Source organism: Amycolatopsis keratiniphila subsp. keratiniphila (assembly GCF_001620365.2).
Classification (GTDB): domain Bacteria; phylum Actinomycetota; class Actinomycetes; order Mycobacteriales; family Pseudonocardiaceae; genus Amycolatopsis; species Amycolatopsis keratiniphila.
This window is the reverse complement of record NZ_LQMT02000013.1, coordinates 135,282-150,989: the sequence shown is the minus strand read 5'-3', so window position 1 is coordinate 150,989 and position 15,708 is coordinate 135,282. Positions and strand designations below refer to the sequence as shown.

The 15,708-nt window shown below is 70.7% G+C and carries 11 protein-coding genes; 9 read left to right on the top strand and 2 right to left on the bottom strand.

From position 1 onward, the window contains the following. Nucleotides 1–44: 44 nt before the first annotated feature. The 7 genes from AVR91_RS14490 (at nucleotide 45) to AVR91_RS14460 (ending at nucleotide 8,761) form a co-directional block, all read left to right on the top strand. Complete coding sequence (locus AVR91_RS14490; protein ID WP_083737560.1) at nucleotides 45–3,710, top strand: nitrate reductase subunit alpha; 3,666 nt, start codon at nucleotides 45–47, stop codon at nucleotides 3,708–3,710. Then, nucleotides 3,710–5,275: a nitrate reductase subunit beta gene (gene narH, locus AVR91_RS14485; RefSeq protein ID WP_063271102.1), complete on the top strand. Its 1,566-nt coding sequence runs from the start codon at nucleotides 3,710–3,712 to the stop codon at nucleotides 5,273–5,275. Before AVR91_RS14490 ends, narH begins: the two co-directional genes overlap by 1 nt. Then, nucleotides 5,272–5,883, top strand: coding sequence for a nitrate reductase molybdenum cofactor assembly chaperone (gene narJ, locus AVR91_RS14480; protein WP_063271103.1), 612 nt, complete (start codon nucleotides 5,272–5,274; stop codon nucleotides 5,881–5,883). The genes narH and narJ overlap by 4 nt, the downstream gene beginning before the upstream one ends. Then, complete coding sequence (gene narI, locus AVR91_RS14475) at nucleotides 5,880–6,605, top strand: respiratory nitrate reductase subunit gamma (RefSeq protein ID WP_063271104.1); 726 nt, start codon at nucleotides 5,880–5,882, stop codon at nucleotides 6,603–6,605. Before narJ ends, narI begins: the two co-directional genes overlap by 4 nt. Then, nucleotides 6,602–7,147, top strand: a complete 546-nt coding sequence (locus AVR91_RS14470) for an HPP family protein (protein ID WP_063271105.1) — start codon at nucleotides 6,602–6,604, stop codon at nucleotides 7,145–7,147. Before narI ends, AVR91_RS14470 begins: the two co-directional genes overlap by 4 nt. Before the next feature lie 45 nt (nucleotides 7,148–7,192). Next, nucleotides 7,193–7,720, top strand: a complete 528-nt coding sequence (locus AVR91_RS14465) for an EF-hand domain-containing protein (RefSeq protein ID WP_172843485.1) — start codon at nucleotides 7,193–7,195, stop codon at nucleotides 7,718–7,720. A gap of 87 nt (nucleotides 7,721–7,807) precedes the next feature. Continuing rightward, nucleotides 7,808–8,761 (top strand): hypothetical protein, encoded by a 954-nt coding sequence (locus AVR91_RS14460; protein ID WP_228709204.1) that lies wholly within the window; start codon nucleotides 7,808–7,810, stop codon nucleotides 8,759–8,761. On the opposite strand, the gene AVR91_RS14455 is transcribed toward AVR91_RS14460, so the two are convergent. After that, nucleotides 8,691–9,326 carry a helix-turn-helix transcriptional regulator gene (locus tag AVR91_RS14455; protein ID WP_063271106.1) on the bottom strand — a complete coding sequence of 212 codons (636 nt, stop codon included), beginning with the start codon at nucleotides 9,324–9,326 and terminating at the stop codon, nucleotides 8,691–8,693. The two genes, AVR91_RS14460 and AVR91_RS14455, sit on opposite strands and share 71 nt — an antisense overlap. A 75-nt stretch (nucleotides 9,327–9,401) precedes the next feature. Then, nucleotides 9,402–9,653 (bottom strand): hypothetical protein, encoded by a 252-nt coding sequence (locus AVR91_RS14450; RefSeq protein WP_063271236.1) that lies wholly within the window; start codon nucleotides 9,651–9,653, stop codon nucleotides 9,402–9,404. Nucleotides 9,654–9,930: 277 nt separating this feature from the next. On the opposite strand from AVR91_RS14450, the gene AVR91_RS14445 reads away from it, so the two are divergent. Both AVR91_RS14445 and AVR91_RS14440 read left to right on the top strand, forming a co-directional pair. Continuing rightward, nucleotides 9,931–12,000 carry a BTAD domain-containing putative transcriptional regulator gene (locus tag AVR91_RS14445; RefSeq protein ID WP_063271107.1) on the top strand — a complete coding sequence of 690 codons (2,070 nt, stop codon included), beginning with the start codon at nucleotides 9,931–9,933 and terminating at the stop codon, nucleotides 11,998–12,000. A gap of 60 nt (nucleotides 12,001–12,060) precedes the next feature. Beyond that, nucleotides 12,061–15,708: a BTAD domain-containing putative transcriptional regulator gene (locus tag AVR91_RS14440; RefSeq protein WP_063271108.1), complete on the top strand. Its 3,648-nt coding sequence runs from the start codon at nucleotides 12,061–12,063 to the stop codon at nucleotides 15,706–15,708.

Genomic DNA, 15,708 nt, shown 5'->3' with positions numbered 1-15,708 from the left:
GCACTGTCTGCCTCATTCACGACTTAAGTCGGGAGGTCGCGAGCGTGCGCTCGCCACGAAAAGCCAACGGAAACGGCGCGGAAATCCACCACGACGAAGGCGCGGCGACCACCGCACTGCTGCGCCTCGGCCGTTATCTCACCCGCGCGGAGAGTTCCGTGCATCTCACCGGCGGCCGGGAAGGCGACGTGTTCTACCGCGATCGCTGGAGCCACGACAAGGTGGTCCCGTCGACGCACGGCGTCAACTGCACCGGTTCCTGCCGCTGGAACGTGTACGTCTCGGACGGGATCATAACCTGGGAGAGCCAGGATCCCGATTATCCCTCCACCGGCCCCGACAAACCGGAGTACGAACCACGCGGCTGCCCGCGTGGTGCCTCCTTTTCCTGGTATTCCTACTCGCCGACCAGAGTACGTTTTCCGTACGCGCGAGGGGTACTGGTGGAAATGTACCGGGAAGCGCTGAAACGGCACGGCGATCCCGTCGTCGCCTGGGCGTCGGTGATGGACGACCCGATGAAGAGAATTTCTTGTCAACGGGCAAGGGGAAAGGGCGGATTGGTCCGGATCGGCTGGGACGAAGCCGCGGAAATCGCCGCCGCCGCGCATGTGCACGCCATCTCCCGCTACGGCCCGGACCGGGTCGCCGGCTTCTCGCCGATCCCGGCGATGTCCATGGTCTCGCACGCCATCGGGTCCCGGTTCATGGCGCTGATCGGCGCTCCGATGCTTTCGTTCTACGACTGGTACGCCGATCTGCCGGTGGCCTCGCCGCAGGTGTTCGGCGACCAGACCGACGTACCGGAGTCCGCGGACTGGTGGGACGCCGCGTACCTGATGATGTGGGGCTCCAACGTCCCCGTGACCAGGACACCGGACGCCCACTGGATGGCCGAAGCGCGGTATAGGGGCCAGAAGGTCGTGGTGGTCTCCCCCGACTACGCCGACAACACCAAGTTCGCCGACGAGTGGCTGGCCCCGCATCCCGGCACCGACGCCGCGCTGGCGATGGCCATGGGGCACGTCGTGCTCACCGAGTTCTTCGCCGAACGTCAGGTGCCGTACTTCACCGACTACGTCCGCCGCTTCACCGACCTGCCGTTCCTGGTCACGCTGACCGAACGGGACGGCGCGTACGTCCCGTCGAAGTTCCTCACCGCCGCCGACCTCGGCGACCCCGGAGCCGAACCGGACTGGAAGACCGTGCTGGTCGACGACCGCACCGGGGAACCGGTCGTGCCCAACGGTTCCGTCGGCTTCCGCTGGAACGAGCACGACCAGGGGCGCTGGAACCTCGACCTCGGCGACGTCGTGCCGCGGCTGAGCCTGCTCGCCGATCCCGGTCATCAAGGCGTCGAGGTGCTCCTTCCCCGCTTCGACGCGGAGGGCGTCCTGCGGCGCGGGGTACCCGCCGTGGAACAGAGCGGGCGGTTGGTCACCACGGTGTTCGACCTGCTGATGGCGCAGTACGGCGTGCGGCGCGGCGACCTGCCCGGCCGATGGCCGTCCGGCTACGACGATCCGGCGGAGCCGTGCACCCCGGCGTGGCAGCAGGAGATCACCTCGGTCCCGGCCGACCGGGTCGCCCGGATCGCCAGGGAGTTCGCCGAGACCGCGGAAGCCTCCCGCGGCCGGTGCATGATCCTGATGGGCGCGGGCACCAACCACTGGTTCCACTCCGACACCATCTACCGGTCCTTCCTGGCATTGCTGACGATGACCGGCTGCCAGGGCCGCAACGGCGGCGGCTGGGCGCATTACGTCGGACAGGAAAAGGTGCGGCCGCTGACCGGGCACCAGACCCTGGCGGGCGCGATGGACTGGGTGCGGCCGGCCCGGCAGATGATCGGGACCGCCTACTGGTACCTCCACACCGGCCAATGGCGCTACGACGCGCTGCGCAACGACGAACTGACTTCCCCGCTGGCGCCGGGGAACCTCGCCGGGACCAGCGCCGCGGACACGCTCGCGCTGTCGGCGCGGCTGGGCTGGATGCCGTCGTTCCCCACCTTCGACCGGAACCCGCTCGACCTGGCCGACGAGGCCGAGGAAGCCGGTCTCGACCCAGTCCGGCACGTGACCGCCCAGCTCCGCGAAGGGAAACTGGGCTTCGCCGCCGAGGATCCGGACGCACCGGAGAACTGGCCGCGTGTGCTCACGGTGTGGCGGTCGAACCTGCTCGGCTCGTCGGCCAAGGGGCACGAGTACTTCCTGCGTCATCTGCTCGGCACCGACGCGAACCTGCGTGGCGACGAGGCGCCGCCGGACGCACGCCCGAAATCCGTGAAATGGCACGACACCGCCCCCGTCGGCAAGTTGGATCTCCTGCTGGCGATCGATTACCGCATGACCAGCACCACCCTGTTCGCGGATCTCGTGCTGCCCGCCGCGACCTGGTACGAAAAGCACGACCTCTCTTCGACGGACATGCATCCCTTCGTGCATTCGTTCAACGCCGCCGTCGATCCACCGTGGCAGACCCGCACCGACTTCGAGGCGTTCCACACCATCGCGAAGCGGTTCAGCCAACTCGCCGAGAAGCATCTCGGGGTGCGCAAGGACCTCGTGGCCACTCCGATGACACACGACACCCCTGGTGAAACGGCGCAGCCGGGCGGGGTCGTCCGGCGCTGGCGCGACGGCGACGTCGAGCCGATCCCGGGTGTCACGATGCCGCGGCTGACCGTCGTCGAACGTGACTATCCCGCCGTGGCGGCGAAACTGGCCACGCTCGGGCCGCTGCTGGAGAAGCTGGGCGCCACCAGCAAGGGCATCACCTACGACGTCGGTGAGGAAGTGGACTGGCTACGCGCGAAGAACGGTGTCGCCATGGCAGGTGCCGCCCAGGGCCAGGCGTTGATCGACACCGACATCAAGGCGGCGGACGCCGTGCTCGCGCTGTCGGGCACCACCAATGGACGGCTGGCCACCCAAGGCTTCCGCGAGCTGGAAAAGCGGGTCGGCACCGAGCTGGCTCATCTTTCCGCCGAGCACGAAGGCAAGAAGATCACGTTCGCCGACACCCGGTCCCGTCCGGCGCCGGTGATCACCAGCCCGGAGTGGTCCGGGAGCGAGAGCGGCGGGCGGCGCTATTCGGCGTTCGTGATCAACGTCGAACACGGGAAACCGTGGCACACCCTGACCGGCCGTCAGCATTTCTTCCTCGACCACGACTGGATGCACGAACTCGGCGAGGCCCTGCCGGTGTACCGGCCGCCGCTGGGCGCACAGCACCTCTCCGGCGAGTCGGCCGAAGTCACCGTGCGCTATCTGACCCCGCACAGCAAATGGTCGATCCACTCGACCTACCAGGACAACCTGCACATGCTCACGCTTTCCCGTGGCGGGCAGGGGATCTGGATGAGCCCCGCGGACGCGGAGGCCATCGGCGCCCGCGACAACGACTGGATCGAAGCGGTGAACCGCAACGGCGTCGTGGTGGCCCGCGCGATCGTCTCCCATCGCATGCCGGCGGGCACCGTCTTCCTTTACCACGCCCAGGACCGGGCGGTGAACGTACCGCGCAGCGAGGCGACCGGGAAACGCGGCGGCACGCACAACTCGCTGACCCGGCTGCTGCTCAAACCCACCCATCTCATCGGCGGCTACGCCCAGCTCTCCTTCGGCTTCAACTACCTGGGCCCCACCGGCAACCAGCGCGACGAGGTCACCGTGATCCGCCGCCGTTCCCAGGAGGTGCGTTACTGATGCGGGTCATGGCACAGCTGGCCATGGTGATGAACCTGGACAAATGCATCGGCTGCCACACCTGTTCGGTGACCTGCAAACAGGCCTGGACGAACCGGGCAGGCACCGAGTACGCCTGGTTCAACAACGTGGAAACCCGGCCGGGGCAAGGATATCCGCGCCGCTACGAGGATCAGGAGCGCTGGAAGGGCGGCTGGGAACGGACGGCGAAGGGCAGGCTGCGGCTGCGCGCGGGCGGACGGCTGACCAAGCTCGCGAAACTGTTCGCCAACCCGGAACTGCCGGAGATCTCCGACTACTACGAGCCGTGGACCTACGACTACGCCACCCTGATCGAGGCGCCGCTGGGCGACGACGTCCCCACCGCCGCGCCCCGGTCGGCCATCACCGGCGAACCCGCCCAACCTTCCTGGGGGCCGAACTGGGACGACGATCTCGGCGGGTCCACCGAACACGGCGTCAAGGACCCGATCGCCGAAAAGCTGCGTGAGGAACTCGGCATCCGGATCAAATTCGAGTTCGAGCAGAGCTTCATGTTCTACCTGCCGAGGATCTGCGAGCACTGCCTCAACCCGTCCTGTGTGGCCAGCTGCCCGTCCGGCGCGATGTACAAACGCGCGGAGGACGGGATCGTGCTGGTCGACCAGGACCAGTGCCGCGGCTGGCGGATGTGCGTCACCGGCTGCCCGTACAAGAAGGTGTACTTCAACCACAAGACCGGCAAGGCCGAGAAGTGCACCTTCTGCTATCCCCGGGTGGAGGCCGGGCAGCCGACGGTGTGCGCCGAAACCTGCGTCGGGCGGCTGCGCTACATCGGTGTCCTGCTCTACGACGCCGACAAGGTCACCGCCGCCGCGTCCGTCGAGGACGAGCACGACCTCTACCCCGCGCAACTCGATCTGCTGCTCGACCCGCGCGATCCCGCCGTGATCCGGGCCGCCGAGGCGGCGGGCGTCCCGCACGACTGGCTCACCGCGGCCCGGCGTTCGCCGGTGTACCAGCTGATCCACGACTACCGGCTGGCCCTGCCGCTGCATCCGGAATACCGCACGATGCCGATGGTCTGGTACATCCCGCCGCTGTCGCCGGTGGTCGACGCGGTCAGCGGAAGCGGCCACGACGGCGAGCACCGCGACAACCTGTTCGGCGCCATCGACGCCCTGCGCATCCCGGTCGAGTACCTGGCCGAACTGTTCACCGCCGGGGACACGGCGCCGGTCCGGCGGTCGCTACGGCGGCTGGCCGCGATGCGGTCCTACATGCGGGCGGTGAACCTCGGCCAGGAGACCGACGAGGACATCCCCGCGTCCGTCGGCCTCACCGGTGAGCAGATCTTCGCCATGCACCGGCTGCTCGCGCTGGCCAAATACGACGAGCGGTACGTGATCCCCACCGCGGGCATCGGGCAGGCCCACGACCTGGAGGGCATCGCCACCCGGTGCAGCCTCGACGTCGACGGCGGACCGGGTATGGGCGGCGGCGAGTCCACTGTGGACCTGGTCAGCTGGGACGACGGTGCCCGGCCGGACGCGCTGTTCCCGACCTTGCGGGGGCAGAGCCGGTGAAACTCCTCCGCCCCCGTGCCACGCGGGATACCGCGGCCCTGCGTCAGATCGCCGGCTGGTGCCTGCAATATCCCGACGAGGCGGTCCTCGGCAAACTCGGTCTGCTGCGTGCCTGCCTCGACGAGACCACCGGCCCCGGCCACGACGAACTCGGCCGTACGCTGGCCCACCTCGAACAGGGCGATCCCGGCGGGCTGGCGTCGCATTACGTCGAGGTCTTCGACCGGAAGCCAAGGCGGACCCTGCATCTGAGCTGGTTCCTCGACGGCGACACCCGCCGCCGCGGCGAGACGCTGGCCGCCCTGCGCCGGTTCTACCGCACCCACGGGTTCGCGCCCGCCGAGAACGAGTTGCCGGACTTCCTGCCCGTGATCCTGGAATTCGCCGCCGCGGCGAGCCCCGGCGCGGCCACCCAGGTACTCACCCGCTTCCATCCCGCGCTGGAACTCCTGCACCGCAACATGTCCACTATGGACACTCCGTATCGCGACGCCGTCGCGGCGGTGCTGGCCACCCTGCCCGCCGTCCCCGCGCCGCTGCCCGCCGAACCGCCTGCCGAGCTGGTCGGCCTCGACCCCTTCCCGACCGGTGCCGGAGGTGGCCGATGAGTTCCGGACTGGACCTGTTGCTGTGGGGTGCCGCGCCCTACGCGTCGATCGTGTTGCTGGTGTTCGGCACCATCTGGCGCTACCGGCACGACAAGTTCGGCTGGACCACCCGGTCGAGCCAGCTCCACGAGGCCAAGCTCCTGCGCGTGGCCAGCCCGGTGTTCCATGTCGGGCTGCTGATGGTGATCGGGGGCCACGTGCTGGGCCTGCTCGTGCCGAAGGGCGTCACCGAATTCGCCGGACTCGACGAGCACGGCTACCACCTGGTCTCGCTCGGCATGGGCACCCTCGCCGGGCTGGTCGCGCTCGGCGGGCTCGGTCTGCTGCTGTGGCGGCGGATCCGGGTGCCGGCGGTGCGCGGCGCCACCTCGGTCAGCGACCGGTACATGTACGTGGTGCTCGTGCTGGTGATGCTCGCCGGGCTGGCGACCACCGTGGTCGACAACGGCGTCCGCGGCGGCTACGACTACCGCGAGACGGTCGCGCCCTGGTTCCGCGGCATCCTGACGTTCGATCCACGACCGGAACTGATGGCGTCGGCGCCGCTGGACTACCGGCTGCATGTCGCGCTGGGCATGGTGTTGTTCGCGCTGTGGCCGTTTTCCCGGCTGGTGCACGCTTTCAGCGCACCGGTGCGGTACCTGCTCCGCCCGTACGTGGTCTACCGGCACCGCGCCCCCGGCCGGGTCGGCACCCGCGACCCCCGCCGTGGCTGGGAATGACCCGGATCCGCCGCACCGCCTACGTCGCGCTGAGTTCGTTCGGCTGCATCGTGTTCATCGGGTTCTGCGCGATCCTGTCCGGCGCTCCCCTGCTGTTCCCTTCGCTCGGGCCCACCGCGTTCCTGGTGTTCACGAGCCCGCGGGCACCCGGGGCGAGCCCCCGCAACACGGTGCTCGGCCATCTGGCCGGGGTCCTGTCGGGCCTGGCCGGCCTCGCGGCCACCGGGCTGCTGTCCGCCGCCCCGGACCTGACGCATCCGTCGTGGGCCAGGATCGGGTCCGCCGCGATCGCGCTGGGGCTCACCTGTGCCGCGATGGCCGCGCTGGAGATCCCCCATCCGCCCGCCGGGGCCACCACCCTGATCATCGCGCTCGGGTTGCTGCACACGGCCCCGCAGATCGTCGCGGTGCTGGTGGGCGTGGGTCTCATCGCGTTGCTCGCCGTGGTGGTCAACAGGCTGTTCGGTGTGCCCTATCCCTGGTGGCGAATGCCCGCCGTGAGTGAGCGGCCGTCCCTCGATCGTGGCTCGCCGGGCCCCTGAATGGCCGCTGTTCCGCTACCGCGTCCGGTTCTATCGTTCGGACGCATGGCAAGCGACTTGCAGCGGCGCAAGGTGTCGGGCGTCTTCGCCGCGATGGACGTCGACGGCGACGGTTTCCTTGAGGAGCAGGACTTCCAGGCCCTGGCCGACCGCTGGGCGCGACGGCGCGGGCCGGGTGACGAACGCCGCCTGACCGGCATCATGCTGAGCTGGTGGACGACGTTGCTGGCGGCCTCGGATCTGAACCGCGACGACAAGGTCACCCTCGACGAAGTGCTGCTGGTGGTCGACAAGCTCCCGGACACGCCCGAGGCCGTGACCGCCACGGCCGACGCGATGTTCGAGGCGGTCGACGAGAATCGCGACGGCCTGATCTCCGCGGCGGAGTACCACCAGCTGATCGAGGTGTGGAACGGATGTCCCACCGACACCGACGCCACCTTCCCGCTGCTGGACTCCGACGGTGACGGGATGCTGTCGCGGGACGAGTTCGCCGCGCTGTGGCTGGAGTTCTGGGCGGGTGACGACGCGGAGGCGCCGGGCACGCTCGTCTTCGGCCCGCTGGCGGTCTGACGGCTTTCGGGCGGACCCCGCGTCCATACGGGCCGACCCCGGCCGCCCGGCACGTCGCCACCGTCCTGGCCGCTCAGGATGGCACGCGTGGAAGCCGACTCGATGGTCTCGCGCGCGATCGCGCTGTGCCTGCGGGACCGGTGGACGGAAGCGGCCGAACTGTTGGCGGAGAACGATTCCTGGCCGGGCGAGCTCTTCGGCGGACTGGCCGAGCTCTGGGACGGCCGTTCCGCGCGGTTCGGCGCGAATCTGACCGAGCGCGAGCGATGGCCGTCGAGGACGGTACCGCGATGCCTGGACGACCAGATCGCTTCGTACGTCGCCGCGTTGCTGGTGCTGGGCGAACGAGCACGCGCGGAAAAGCTGCTCGCCGACGAGGCCTTCCCCGAATCCCGTCTGCGGGACAGCGAACGTTCGCTGCTCGCGGCCATGCGCGGCCGGCCCGGTCCGGCGATCGACTTCGCGCACCGGAGCCTGGCCGACGGCTCTGGGCCCGGTTACGACATCGGGGCCTCCGCGATGCACCTGTCGACCGTGTCGGTCCTGCTGTCACAGGGACGGTCCACCGAGGCGCGGGAACTGCTGACCGCCGCCCGCGCCACGGCACCGGCGCTGGCGCATCTGCTCGACATCGCCGAAGCCCGCGTCGACCTCGCGGAGGGCGAAACCGACCGCGCCACCCGGCGCCTCCACGCGGCCACCCGCGGACTGGCCGTCGGCACGGACATCGCCTGGGCCGACCTCGCCGACCTCGCGTTGCAGAGGAACGACCGGGCGTCGGCGAAGCAGGCCCTCGACGCGCTGGAAGCGCTCGCCGCCGCGATGCCGACCGGACGGGTGTTGCTGCATCGGCATCTGGTCCGGGCCTGCCTCGGCGAGGAACCCGCCGACGAATGCCTCTGGCTGGCCCGCGAACGAGACCAGCCACTCGAACTGGCCCTCGTGGCCGGACGCCTGGCGAGCCGTGCGGCTAGATCACCCCGGCCCGGACCGCGTACGCCACGGCGTGCGGCCGGTTCTTCAGCTTCAGCCGTCCGGTGATGCCCTGGATGATGTGCTTGACGCTGCGTTCCGAGTAGCTTAGCTCACCGGCGATCTCGACGGTGTCCTTGCCCTCGGCCATCAGCCGCAGCACGTCGATCTCCCGCGTGGTGAGCCCGGCGGTGTTGACGCCCATCGGGTCGAGCACCTCGCGCTGCAGCCGTTCGACGTGTTTGAGCAGTTCACCGAGCAGGCTCGGCGGGAGCACCCCGCCGCCGGTGGCCGCCGCGCGGACCGCGTGCGCCAGCCGTTCGCCGGTCGTGGCCGAGCGCGGCAGCACCGCCACCACCCGGCATTCGATGGCGGGCACGAGCTCCGCCTCGCTGATCTGGCTCACCACGAGCACCACCGGCTTGCCGTCCTCGGCGGCGAGCCGTCGCAGCCAGAGCACGATCTCCGGCGTGAGCCATTCGGCGGCGAACACCAGTACGTCGGTCTCGGCGCGCCGGTCCCAGTCCCGGATGTCGATCCCCTGCTGCGTGCCCAGCTGGCTGGCCAGCCCCGCCGTCGTGATCGGGTCGGGCGCGTGCACCGCCACGGTGATCTGTCGGGTTTCCGTGTCCACTTCGTCCCCTCCGCTTGTCCGCGGCCCCAGTCGGATGGATGGGACACAGTCTGCGAAGGAGCTCTTCACGAATTCTCAACGAGGCGTGAAGGACTTCGTGGCCTGCTGAAACGCCTCGACGTACTTGGGGAGCTCGTCCAGCAGCTCGCGGAGCCTGCCCTCGGGGCCGGTGTAGTCCGGGTCGGCGAGGAGGGCGTAGCCGTAGGCCAGCGTCCGGCGAAGTTCGGCGACGCGGGCTTCCGCCTCGTCGGCGTCGAGGACCAGCCTGCCGTTCTGGGCGAGACTGAGCAGGACATCACCGGCGAACAGCTCCTGATCCTGGCTCACCGGCACAGCATGCACAGCCACGCATGTCCGCCACCAGCGCCGGAGCACACTTTGCCCCTGCGAACGCCCGGGTTTGCCCACTCGCCCGTCACCCGTCCGGGGCCGCGAAAACCACATGAACGGACATCCGACAGTCCATGTGCCGGCGAAATCCGGTCCTGGCCGGGCAAACCCACACGGTGAGTGTCCGATTGATTGCGAAACCCACATCGGCGCCACTAGGATTTTCGCCGAGCGGGACACTCTTTTCGGCGGTCGGACGCACAGGCGGCAGGTCATGGACGAGGTTTCCTCGCTGACGGTGCGGCTGCTGGGCGGTTCCCCCGCCTGCCACGGCGACGGCGAGATCGCGCTGGGTCCTGCCCAGCGCCAGGCGGTGTTCGCCACGCTCGCACTGCACGCCGGCCAGTTCGTCTCGCGCCGGGAGATCATCGACGCCGTCTGGGGCGAGCGGCCCCCGGACAGCGCAACCGGCATCGTGTACAACTACGTCTCCGCATTGCGCCGCGCACTGGAGCCGGCCGGCGAACCGCTCGTCGCCAGCCGCGCCGGCTACCGCCTCGACCTGCCGAAACACCAGGTCGACGTCCACGTCTTCGAAGCCGAGCTGGACCGTGCCCGCGCACACCGGCTCGAGGGCGCGCACGGGCGGGAGCTGGAGTCGCTGCGGTCCGCGCTCGGGCAGTGGCGGGGCTCCGCGCTCGACGGGATCCCCGGCCCGTTCGCCGAGACCCAGCGTGCCCGGCTGAACGAACTGCGCCTGAGCGCGCTCGAACGCCAGGCCGAGGTCGCGCTGCGGCTCGGCGAGCATCGCGACCTCGTGGACGAGCTCGCCGTGCTGGTCGAGCGGCATCCGCTGCGCGAAGGCCTGCACCGCGTGCTGATCACCGCCCTGTTCCGCTCGGGGCGGCAGGCCGAGGCCCTGGCCGCGTTCGACCGCGCCCGCGAGACGATCATCGAGCGGTCCGGCCTCGAACCCGGCCCGGACCTGCTGGACCTGCGGCGACGGATCTTGGCCGACGATCCGTCCTTGCACGGCAGGCCGGAACCTCCCCGACGGGCGCAGGCCGTCCCCGTCCGGCCGTCCGCTTTCGTCGGCCGCGAGTTCGAGCTCGGGCGGCTGCGACGGCACCTGTCCGCGCTGCTGGACGAAGGCCGCGGCGCGACGATCTGGGTGGACGGCGAAGCGGGCAGCGGCAAGAGCACCTTCCTGGCCGAGGCGCTGGCCACGGCGAGGAGCCGGACACGCTGGGTCGAGGCCGACGAGCTGAGCGGCGCGGTCCCGATGGGCATCGTCGCCGACTGTCTCGGCGGTGAGGCGCTCGACGATCTCGGCAAAACGGTCACCGAACTGTGCGAGGACGGGCCACAGGTGCTCGTCTTCGAAGACCTGCACTGGGCGGACGAAGAAAGCCTGCTCGCCTGGGAGCGGCTCCACCGGTTCACCGCGCATCTGCCGCTGCTGCTGATCGGCTCGGCGCGGCCGCTGCCCCGGCGCCGCACGCTCGACGTCCTCCGCTCGGAGTTCGACGGCGAGATCGTCCCGTTGCCGCCGTTCGACGGCCCGGCCGTCGCCGCGCTCGCCGAAGAGACCCTGGCCAGGGATCCGGGTGAGGACTTCCTCCGGTTCGCCGCCGAGTACACCGCCGGCAACCCCGGCTATCTACGCGAGCTGTTCGCCGAGTTCGCCGACGGCCACGAGCCGGACACCACGCCGCACGGCAGGCTCACCGCCGTGGTGGAGGACCATCTCGCCACGCTTTCCGTACCGGGCAAGCGAACGCTGAATTCAGCCGCGTTGCTCGGCTCGTCGTTCACTGTCGCGGACCTGGCGGGGGTCACCGGCCGCGAACCGCGATCGCTCACCGGAGCGGTGGAGGAGGCGCTCGCCGCGCACGTGCTCGAAGCCGACGGAGAACGTCTGCGATTCCGCGTCCCGCTCGTTCGAGCGGTGTTCGCCGCGAACACCCCGCCCGCCATCCGCGCCGTGCTGCACCAGGAGATCGCCACGACCATGGCGGACTCCGGCGCGCCCGCGGACCGTGTCGCCGAGCAGCTGCTCCAGGCGGGCGACGAGCTGACCGCGCCCTGGATCCCCCGCTGGGTGCTCGACAACGTCCGCGCGCTGTCCGCCGGGACCGCCGTCGAACTGCTCGATGTGCTTTCCCACCAACGGAATCTCACCGAGGAGCAGCACCAGGAGCTGACCGGCGAGCTCGCCGCGCTCCTGCTGCCCGAAGCGGACGCCGCGCCCTCCTGGCCCACCCAGCCCTGGTGCACGCCGCTGCACGCGCTCGCCCGGGTGCGCAACCCGACCGCGCCGAGGACGTCCGGTGGTGGCCACTAAGCTGCGGGGACACACCAGTGATCCGGCCACTTTCGCTGTAAGACGAGAAATGGAGCCGGCGTGACGAACGGGCTGCGCGTCGAGCTGCTCGGGCCGCCTCGTGCCTGGCTGGACGACGTCGAGCTGAAGCTCGGGCCCGCCCGCCAGCGCGCGGTCTTCGCCACCCTGGCGACGCGGCGTGGCCAGGCGATCTCCCTCGGCGAACTGATCTCCGACGTCTGGGGCGGGTCGGCGCCCGCCAGCGCCACCGGCAGCGTCCACACCTATGTCTCCGGCCTGCGCGGGGCGATCCGCAAGGCGGGCGGGGACGCGCACGAAATCCTGCGTTCGTCCGGATCGAGCTATTCGCTGAGGCTGGACGGTGAAGCGCTCGACGTCCACCGGTTCGAAAGGGACGTCGCGGCCGCCAGGGCGGCGCTCGCCGATCAGCGGGGCGCGGCCACGCGGCTCACCTCCGCGCTCGGTCTCTGGCGCGGCGAGGCCTACTCCGGCGTGCCCGGCCCGTTCGCCGAAGCGGAACGCGTCCGGCTCGCCGAACTCCAGCTCACCGCCGCCGAACTGCGTGCCACGGCCCTGCTCGGCACCGGCGATCACCGGGAAGTGGTGGCCGAGCTGACCGCACTGGTGCAGCGGCATCCGTTGCGCGAGTCCCTGCACGAGACGCTCATGCGCGCCCTGCACGCCGGCGGGCGCCAGATCGAAGCGCTCGGCGCGTACCGCGAGGCCAGGCGGATCCTCCGCGCCGAACTCGGCGTCGAACCCGGTGCCCCGCTGCGGGAGCTGCACCAGCGCATCCTCGACGGCAGCGAAAAACCCGTCACCGCACCGAAACCGGTTCCCGTCCGCGTCGTGCCGCCGCCGGTGGTCAAGGCGATCGAACGCGGCGGGCACGGCCACCTGCCCGGCCGTGCCCGGCAGGTGGAGCGGCTCGACGGCTTCGTCACCGACGTGCTCGCCGGTCGCGGCCGCCCGGTCTGGCTCGAAGGCGAACCGGGTATCGGCAAATCGGAACTGCTGATCGCCGGGCTGGCCGGCGCCGCGGCACGTGGCTGCCAGCTCGCCTGGACCGCGGCCGACGAGCTGCAGCAACGGTTCCCGCTGCAGGTGATCATGGAATGTCTCGGCGTGCACCACGGCGCGGCGGATCCGGCGAAGGCCAAGCTGGCCGGTGAGCTGCACGCCGAACCCGCGCACGGCGACTGGGGCCCGACCGACCCGATCTTGTCCACTGTGGACAAACTGCTCACGCTGGTCGACGAGACCTGCGCGGCGGGCCCGCTGGTGCTGGTGATCGACGACCTCCACTGGGCCGACGAGGCCAGTGTGCTGCTGTGGCAGCGGCTGGCCGCCGCCACCCGCCAGCTGCCGTTGCTGCTGGTCGCCGCCACACGCACCGGGCACGGCCGCCGGGATCTCGCCCAGCTGCGTCGCGGGGTCGAAGCGAGGGACGGCGAGATCATGCCGGTCGAGGTGCTGACCGACGACGACATCGCCGCCGTGTTCGAGGCGATCCTGGCGGCGAAGCTCGGGCCGAGCCTGCGCCCGCTGGTCCGGCGCGCGGCCGGGAATCCGCTCTACGCCAGGGAAGTCGCGCACGACCTGGTCCGGAGCGGCACGGTGCGGATCACGGCGGGCCTGGCCGAGGTGACGCTGGGCGGCACCGAGAACGCGCCGCGTTCGCTGCTGGCGGCGGTGGCCAGGACGCTGGAGACCCTCGACCAGGCCACGACCGGGATCCTGCGCACCGCCTCCCTTCTGGGCGCGGAGTTCGCCGTCGAGGACATCGCCACGCTGGCGGGCAAGAGCCCGCTCGAGGTGCTGCAGGAACTGGAGCCCGCCATCACCGCGGGCGTCATCGAGTACGCCGGTGACAAACTCGCCTTCCATCATCCGTTCCAGCGGCAGGCGCTCTACGGCGCCATCGACGAACCGGCTCGTGCCGAGCTGCACCGGCGCGCCGCCGAATCGCTCGCGCGGGCGGGCGCGCCGGTCAAACGGGTCGCCGAGCAACTGGCCGCCGGGCCGGTGCCGTTCGACCCGTGGCTGGCGGGCTGGCTCACCGCGAACCACGTCGCGGTGTCCAACCGCGCCCCGCATATCGCGGCCGATCTGCTGCGCGGCGCGCTCGACAGCGCGGTGCCCACCCGTGAGCAACGGGAGACGCTGATCGCCGCACTGGTGCGCGTGTTGTTCCGGCTCGAACTCACCCCCGAGGCCGAAGCCGAGGAGGCGGTGAAGACCGTCGTGGACAAGGCGGATCTGGCGCAGATGCGGCATTTCCTGGCCGCGCTGCGCTATCGACGGGGCGACACTCCCGGCGCGATCGAGGCACTCGGCGACACCGCGGACGACCCGTCGATCCCGGAACTGTGGCGTACCAGTACACGGACGCTGCTCGCCAACTTCCGCCGCGGAGACCTGTCCGATCTCGACGAGACCGAACGGATCGCGCGGGGCCTGCACGCCGAGGCGGCCGAAGCGGGCGAGCGCTACCCCGCCGCGCACGCGCAGCAGACGTTGTGGCTGGTGCACTCGATCCGCCGGGAGCACGACCGGGCGCTGACCGCGATCGACGCCGCGCTGGAGACCGCCGGCCACGAGGCCGATCTGGCGACGCTGCGGTTCGATCTGCTCGACAACCGGCTCTTCACCCTGCAGAACCTCGACCGGCTCGGCGAGGCCGACGCCACGCTGCACGCCGGCTACGAGACCGCGGCGCGGCACGGACTGCCGACCGGCCCGCAGGTCTCGGCGGCCGTGCACTACTACTGGACGGGGCGCTGGGACGAGGCACTGGCCGAACTCGATTCGGTCACCGAGGACGGCCCGGCGATCACGTTCTACGGCGTGCGCGAGCCGGGTGCCGCCGCCCTGTTGCTGCACGGGGTCGCCGCGCTCATCGCGGGCCATCGCGACGAACGCGTCGCCGTCCGCGCCCATCTGGAAGCGGCCGAGGCGCATTCGCCGTCGAACTCGTCCGAACGCGAGAGCTGCGACTTCTACCTGGCGGCACTGGCGATGGCCGCCGAACAACGCGGCGAACTCGACGACGCGTTACGCCTGATCGCGCCGGTGCTGCGCCCCGATTACGCCCGGATGATGCTGCGCCACCAGTGGCTTCCCGACGTCGTCCGTGTCGCGCTCGCCGCCGGGAACGACGCCGTCGCGGACGAAGCGCTCGCCGTCTGCGCCGAGGAGGCGAGCCAGGAGACCGTGCCCGCCAGGGCCACCGCCGCCGCCCTGCGGTGCCGGGCGCTGATCGACGGCGATCCCGACGGCATGCGCGCCGCGGCCGATCACTACCGCGAGGTCCGCCGTCCCATCGAACTCGCGGCCGCCCTGGAGGACGCCGCCGAACTGCTCGGCCGCGCCGGGTACCTCGAAGAGGCCACCCGCTCGCTCACCGAGGCGTGCGAAGTGCTCGGGCGGGTCGGCGCCACGTGGAGCATCCGCCGCGCGGAAAGCAGGCTGCGGCGCTACGGCGTCCTGAGCCGCGCGGAACGAGGCCCCCGGCACAGCGCGGCACTGTCGCCGCTGGAACTGCGGGTCGCGCGGCTGGTGGCGGCGAAACTGTCCAACCCGGAGATCGCCGCGGAGCTGAGCCTCCCGAGGCGGACGGTGCAGTCGCTGGTGTCCAGGGTGCTGACCAAACTGCACGCCGATTCCCGCCTGACCGTCGGCGACCAGCTGCCGAGACGACTCGCGTGA

Bases quoted from the DNA above. Each gene is read 5' to 3' on its own strand.
- AVR91_RS14465 (WP_172843485.1), top strand. From the start codon at position 7,193: ATGGCAAGCGACTTGCAGCGGCGCAAGGTGTCGGGCGTCTTCGCCGCG.
- AVR91_RS14470 (WP_063271105.1), top strand. From the start codon at position 6,602: ATGACCCGGATCCGCCGCACCGCCTACGTCGCGCTGAGTTCGTTCGGC.
- narI (WP_063271104.1), top strand. From the start codon at position 5,880: ATGAGTTCCGGACTGGACCTGTTGCTGTGGGGTGCCGCGCCCTACGCG.
- narH (WP_063271102.1), top strand. From the start codon at position 3,710: ATGCGGGTCATGGCACAGCTGGCCATGGTGATGAACCTGGACAAATGC.
- AVR91_RS14445 (WP_063271107.1), top strand. From the start codon at position 9,931: ATGGACGAGGTTTCCTCGCTGACGGTGCGGCTGCTGGGCGGTTCCCCC.